5 protein-coding genes are annotated in these 6,045 nt (G+C 36.2%); all 5 read left to right on the forward strand.

Translation table 11 applies throughout. The features are described 5' to 3' along the window. Positions 1-34: 34 nt before the first annotated feature. The gene (locus AC1RNS_RS18535) at positions 35-835 is read left to right on the forward strand and encodes an NUDIX domain-containing protein (RefSeq protein WP_492994797.1); all 801 of its coding nucleotides are present in this window, start codon (positions 35-37) and stop codon (positions 833-835) included. Positions 836-919: 84 nt separating this feature from the next. After that, on the forward strand, positions 920-1,471 hold the full coding sequence (locus tag AC1RNS_RS18540; protein WP_492994799.1) for a cysteine hydrolase family protein: 552 nt from the start codon (positions 920-922) through the stop codon (positions 1,469-1,471). 17 nt (positions 1,472-1,488) lie between these two features. Continuing rightward, complete coding sequence (locus tag AC1RNS_RS18545; RefSeq protein WP_492994801.1) at positions 1,489-2,958, forward strand: nicotinate phosphoribosyltransferase; 1,470 nt, start codon at positions 1,489-1,491, stop codon at positions 2,956-2,958. A gap of 31 nt (positions 2,959-2,989) precedes the next feature. After that, complete coding sequence (gene nadD / locus AC1RNS_RS18550; protein WP_492994807.1) at positions 2,990-3,604, forward strand: nicotinate (nicotinamide) nucleotide adenylyltransferase; 615 nt, start codon at positions 2,990-2,992, stop codon at positions 3,602-3,604. Between the two features lie 162 nt (positions 3,605-3,766). After that, positions 3,767-5,620 (forward strand): SLC13 family permease, encoded by a 1,854-nt coding sequence (locus tag AC1RNS_RS18555; RefSeq protein ID WP_492994803.1) that lies wholly within the window; start codon positions 3,767-3,769, stop codon positions 5,618-5,620. The last annotated feature ends 425 nt before the right edge of the window (positions 5,621-6,045 follow it).

Genomic DNA, 6,045 nt, shown 5'->3' on the forward strand with positions numbered 1-6,045 from the left:
ACGAATTACTTAGATGGAATAAAGGAGTTATACAATGTCAAAATTCCGTAGTGAAGAAGAAGTGCTTGCAAACTATGATTCTTCAAAATACCAAACACCTGATGGCTATACAGCAGATATTGCTATTTTTACAATTGTCTCAGAAAAAAAAGAGGAAAAAGCACCGCCGAATATGACACTAAAGATTATGCTCATCAAGCGTGGAGAAATGGATGCTGAAAGAAATCCCAATATTGAAGGAGGCAAATGGGCGCTTCCAGGAGGATTTATAGATGCCAGTCAAAAGGAAACAGCTTATATCGCTGCGAAAAGAGAGTTAAAAGAAGAAACAAATGTAGACGGTCTGCATATCCAACATTTTGGTGTTTATGATGGAATTGATCGAGATCCTCGTGGTTGGATGATTTCAAATGCCTTTTACGCCATTGTTCCAGAAATATTTATTGAGCAACGACAGGCAAACGATGACGCTGCCGAGGTGGAGCTATTTGATATTGAGGAGGTATTTACCCTTCAGCTAGCATTTGATCATCGCCAAATTATTACCGATGCTTTAGAATTTATCAAAAGAGATATGATACAAACAACAGTTGCTAGAAATTTTTTACCACAAGAGTTTACTTTGTCTGAATTACAGCGAGTAATTCTGACAGTTGGAGAAGATTCTCGAATTTCAAATGATTCCGTATTCTTTACAAAGGTACCCAAACTACCTTTTATCGAAAGGGTACTGGATGAGGAAGGGAAGCCGAAGAAAACGAAACGAAATTCTTTCAGGCCTTCACAACTATATACATTTAATGATTTTGAAATTGTTGAGTCCATTTACCATTAGGAAAGATCCGTCTTTCCTGTTTATTTTAATGATAGTAATTTGTAATTTAATTATTACTAATTAAAGAAAAGGAGTGTTGAAATAATGAGAAAGCGAGCATTAATTAATATTGATTACACGATGGATTTTGTTGCGGCAGATGGAGCTCTAACTTGTGGAAAGCCTGGTCAGCTGCTTGAGCAGGCAAATTGTGAATTAACAAAGGAATTTATTGTGAATGGTGAGTTTACTGTATTTGCTATAGATGTTCATGAAGAAGGAGATGTTTATCATCCTGAAGCAAAGTTATTTCCAGCCCATAATATTCGAAATACTAATGGAAGAGATTTATATGGAGCTTTAAAAGCGTTATACGAAGCAAATAAAGATCGGGATCATGTCTATTACCTAGATAAAACACGCTACTCCGCTTTTACAGGAACAGATTTGGATTTGAAATTACGTGAAAGAGATATTACTGAGCTTCATTTAATTGGGGTTTGTACAGATATCTGTGTTCTTCATACAGCGGTAGATGCTTATAATAAAGGGTTCAAGATTGTAATTCATAAAAATGCTGTGGCATCTTTTAATCAAACAGGGCATGAGTGGGCGTTAAGTCATTTCGAGCAAACACTTGGTGCTACTATTATTTGACCAAATAGAATGGAGGGATGAACATGAAATATGCAGATGATAGCTTCATGTTACACACAGATTTATATCAAATTAATATGGTTCAAACTTATTGGCAAGATGGTGTTCATCAACGTAAAGCTGTTTTTGAGCTATATTTTAGAAAACTTCCATTTGGCAATGGTTATGCGATATTCGCTGGTTTAAAAAAAGTGATAGAGTTTATAAATAATTTTAGATTCTCTCAAAGTGATATTCAATATTTGCGAGAAGAGAAGAAATATCCAGAGGAATTTCTACAGTACCTACAGGATCTTAAGTTTACAGGAACTATTAAGGCGATGAGGGAAGGTGAGCTAGTTTTTGCCAATGAGCCAATCCTACGAATTGAGGCACCATTGGCAGAGGCCCAATTAATTGAAACGCCGTTGTTAAATATTGTGAACTACCAAACACTTATCGCGACAAAGGCATCACGTATAAAACAGGTGACAGGTGAAAATGTCGTGATGGAGTTCGGTACCCGACGTGCTCACGAATTTGATGCAGCAATTTGGGGAACTCGTGCTGCTTATATTGGTGGATTTTCGGCAACAAGTAATGTACGTGCTGGAAAATTGTTTGGTATCCCAGTGTCAGGAACACATGCACATGCGATGATTCAAACTTATCGAGATGAGTATACAGCATTTAAAAAATATGCAGCGGCACATAAAGACTGTGTTTTCTTAGTAGATACCTATGATACATTACGCTCAGGCGTTCCAAATGCTATCCGTGTAGCAAAGGAACTAGGAGAGCAGATTACTTTTATTGGTATCCGTTTAGACAGTGGAGATCTAGCCTATCTTTCGAAAATGGCAAGAAAAATGCTAGATGATGCAGGCTTTACGGAAGCGAAAATTATGGCATCCAATGATTTAGACGAATATACTATTATGCATTTAAAGTCGCAAGGAGCACAAATTGATGCTTGGGGAATCGGGACGAAGCTGATTACAGCCTATGATCAAGCTGCACTTGGTGGGGTATACAAGTTAGTCTCTATTGAAAATGAAAGTGGAGAAATGGTCGATACGGTTAAAATTTCAGCAAACCCTGAAAAAGTAACTACTCCCGGACGTAAACGTGTTTACCGTATTGTTAATAATGAGAATGGTCATGCTGAAGGTGACTATATTGCATTAGATGGGGAAAACATACAGCAAATAGAGCGATTAAAAATGTTTCACCCTGTTCATACGTATATCAGTAAATTTGTTACGAATTTCACAGCGATAGAGTTACATGAAAGCATCGTAGAAAATGGGAATGTTGTTTATGAAGAACCTACTATTCAAGATATACAATTATACGCGAAGGAAAATTTAAAACTGTTATGGTGTGAGTACAAGCGAACATTGAACCCAGAAGAATATCCTGTCGATCTAAGTCAGGCTTGTTGGGACAATAAAATGGCAAGCATACAGGCTATAAAAGACAAGGTTTCTTACAGAAAGAATACTTAAATGTAAAAGAAAACGGAAGGAGGGAGATATGATGGCGAGGATAGGTATTTATGGTTCATCCTTTGATCCTATTACTAATGTTCATCTTTGGACAGCTAGCACGGTTGCGCACCGCTGTAAATTAGATAAGATCATTTTTTTGCCTTGTTCGAATAAACGGAAAGATAAAACTATAAAAACAGGGAATAATCATCGCTGGAATATGCTAAAGTTAGCAATTGCTAAGGATGATCGTTTTATTGCGGATTCCTATGAAATGAATCAAGAAGGATGGAATATTTACACATATGACACCATGAAATATTTTAGAGAAAAGCTCCCAGAGGATGAAATTCATTTTATTATGGGCGCAGATTTATTAGTAGATATTGGTGCTGGATTGTGGAAGAAAGGGGACGCGTTGGTAGCAGAAAATAAATTTATTGTAATGGCAAGGCATGGAATTGATATGCTATCAACGATTAGTCGTTCTCCGATTTTAAGAAATAATGATGATGGGAGATTTCATCTTATAGATAAGGGGTTAGCTATGGAGATAAGTTCAACCTACATTCGCGAAGAATTTGCGATGGGGGGTGAACCAAGATATCTCTTACCTAATGCATGTTACGATTATATTAAAGAGCATCATCTTTATCTTAAATAACTAATGTTTTTTAATAGTGTGGTTAAGTGCCACACTTATTTTAATTTTGAAAAAATGGTGAATTTTATCATAAATGCTCTCTCGTAAGCTATAATAAAAATAGCAAAGAAATAAAACTTTTTTGCTGTCAATAATAATGATTAATGTTAGAGAAAGGAATTCATGGATGTGCAACTTACATTAACATTTCTTATTTTAGGAACAACAATTTTCGCATTTGTGACCAATAAAATACGAGCAGATCTTGTAGCGATTGTGTCACTACTAGCATTTGTCATTACCGATATTCTAACACCCGCAGAGGCATTATCTGGTTTTTCAAACTCTGTAGTTTTAATGATTGCAGGGCTATTTGTCGTGGGTGCAGGAATTTTACGTACAGGTCTTGCGGGAATGGCAGGACAATTATTACTTAAATGGTCTGGCAATAGTGAGTTGAAATTATTTGTATTATTGCTCATTATTGTAGGTTCTGTCGGTGCCTTTATGAGTAATACAGGTACTGTAGCATTAATGATGCCAATAGTTGTAAGTATAGCGATTAGTATGAAAGTCAGCCCTTCGAAGTTTCTATTACCACTTTCATATGTAGCAAGTCTGTCTGGTCTTATGACACTAATTGCATCACCAACCAATTTAATTGTTAGTCAGTTATTAGTGGATAAAGGCTATAACAAACTTGGCTTTTTTGAAATAACACCTATTGGTATTGTTGGAATGATTGCGGGTATTACTTATTTAGTGCTTGTACGCAATATCCTATTACCTAAGGAACAAAATCGTACCCAGACAAATGAAGGCTATAAACTTTCGCCGAAGAAAATCATTAAGCAGTATGATTTAAATAATCGTCTATTTAAAATCTCTGTTCCAGAAGAATCTCCTATTATTGAAACATCATTAGCAGAATTAAAGCTGCCAGCAAAGTATATGCTTTGCATGATGAAAATTCATCGCAAATCACAGGAGGGCATCAATTTGCTGCCGATGACTTATCAAGAAATGGCAGGTCCAACAAGTGTTATTCATGCTAAGGATGAGCTGTATGTTCAGGGAGAAGAAGAGGACATTCACCGTTTTGTTGAAGATTATCATCTTGAGATGCAAGGGTTAGTAGAAGGGGAGGCCGATGAATTGGTATCGAAACATCTCGGTATTGCAGAGGTCTTGCTCACACCAAATTCAAGCTTTATCAACGAAACTGTTAGCTCACTAGGCTTCCGAGAAAAATACAACCTAAACATTATTGGTATTAATAGAAAAGGTGGATATAAGCTTCAAGATATGGTTTCGCACAAATTGAAATTTGGAGACGCTATATTAGTACAAGGCGCATGGGATGAAATTCTTTTGTTAGCAAGAGAGACCCAGGATGTCGTAGTTGTCGGTCAGCCGAAGGAACATGCAAGTGTAGCGGCTGCTACAGGTAAAGCTGGTCTTGCTGGTATTATTATGCTGTTCATGATTATTTTAATGGCATTCGAAATTTTCCCAGCCGTTATTTCTGTAATGATTGGTGCAGTTCTAATGATTTTAACAGGTTGTTTAAGAAATATGGAAGATGCCTATAGCAATATGAATTTTGAAAGCATTGTGCTGGTGGCCGCAATGCTACCAATGGCAACAGCATTAGAAAAAACAGGAGGCATGGCTATTTTATCTGATGGTATCATCAATGCCCTTGGTGATTTTGGACCTTATGGAGTGCTCATAGGTGTTTATATTTTGACAGCCGTTTTTGGTCAATTTATTAGTAATACGGCAACTGCTGTATTGTTTGCACCTATTGCAATGAGTGCTGCGATTGCAATGGATGTTAGTCCAACAACATTTCTGATTGCAGTAGCAGTAGCAGCAAGCATGGCGTTTGCTACACCAATTGCATCGCCTACTAATGCGCTGGTAATGACAGCAGGGGGCTACAAATTTATGGATTTTGTAAGAATAGGTATTCCGTTACAGATTGTTATGTTTATTGTTATGATGACAGCCATCCCATTCTTTTTCCCATTTTAAAACTCGGTTTTTATACCGAGTTTTTTCGTTCGTTCTTCTAAAAAATCTATTAATTTTTTATCAGGAAACTATGATAGAATTATATTTTAGATTGCGGTAGTACTATTGAAACAATTCGTGTAAAACCCAAAATATTATATAGTTATTAATATAGGAAGTTTTTCTGGATTAATAAAAAAGTTAAATTTTTTTCTGTAAAAGTGTTGACCTTTTTAAAAAAGGGGTGTAGTATTATACAAGTCGCCACGGTGACAAGCTAAAACAAAGCAAAACATGAACCTTGAAAACTGAACAGCAAAACGTAATCAATAAAGTTTTTAGTAGCTAGCTTCCACTAGTGAACAAAACAAAATTTTGGACATCAAAATTGATGCCAGCAAAACAATTTGAGCTAATCAAATTTCTTTTATGGAGAGTTTGATCCT

Source organism: Lysinibacillus sp. GW821-FHT14F06 (assembly GCF_058803665.1).

Bases quoted from the DNA above. Each gene is read 5' to 3' on its own strand.
- AC1RNS_RS18535 (WP_492994797.1), top strand. From the start codon at position 35: ATGTCAAAATTCCGTAGTGAAGAAGAAGTGCTTGCAAACTATGATTCT.
- AC1RNS_RS18545 (WP_492994801.1), top strand. From the start codon at position 1,489: ATGAACATGAAATATGCAGATGATAGCTTCATGTTACACACAGATTTA.
- AC1RNS_RS18555 (WP_492994803.1), top strand. From the start codon at position 3,767: ATGGATGTGCAACTTACATTAACATTTCTTATTTTAGGAACAACAATT.
- nadD (WP_492994807.1), top strand. From the start codon at position 2,990: ATGGCGAGGATAGGTATTTATGGTTCATCCTTTGATCCTATTACTAAT.
- AC1RNS_RS18540 (WP_492994799.1), top strand. From the start codon at position 920: ATGAGAAAGCGAGCATTAATTAATATTGATTACACGATGGATTTTGTT.